We start from the raw sequence: 507 nt of genomic DNA, 5'->3' as shown, positions 1-507 counted from the left end.
TAGGACTTACGCAAGATTCATGGAATAACGAACCACTCCAGGCACAGAGGTCACGGAGAAATGAGGATTTGAGAGATATTTTGCGTAAGTCCTGAGCTTAATTTATCTGCACCTGGTTTCAATAGCTAGTTATGCCAATTCATGTTCCAATTAGAGTATATTAAAAAACAGTTGTCTTTTTAGTTCCCCAAATGAGCGACATCAAAAGAATAGACACAAACGCCTATGTGACAGTGCAAGGACAATATGCTGTAGTCAATGAAGGTTCTGGCTATGCCATTATCAATATTCACACAAAACAGGTAATTGCCCGCAATATCTCATCTTTCTTGGACTGCGTAAAAACTCTAGAGTATATCCTTAGTAATGCTGAATCTCAAAATTCAGATCCAATCCAAACCTCTGCTTTTATTTCTGAACTAGACACTCCTCCTAAATCAGTTCAGGAAAAAATTAATTATGAACCTAAAAAATTAGATGAACTAGATTTTGCTCTTATCAGAAGTC

Annotated in this window: 1 protein-coding gene; it reads left to right on the top strand. The window is 36.7% G+C overall.

The genetic code is table 11. The annotated features are described in order from the left end of the window. Positions 1–191: 191 nt before the first annotated feature. Positions 192–507 (top strand): hypothetical protein (locus tag ACIR310F_RS26465; RefSeq protein WP_035368641.1); only part of this gene is annotated, 316 nt, incomplete at its 3' end.

Source organism: Dolichospermum circinale AWQC310F (assembly GCF_000426925.1).
Lineage (GTDB): Bacteria > Cyanobacteriota > Cyanobacteriia > Cyanobacteriales > Nostocaceae > Dolichospermum > Dolichospermum circinale.
This window is presented reverse-complemented; position numbering and strand designations above follow the sequence as displayed.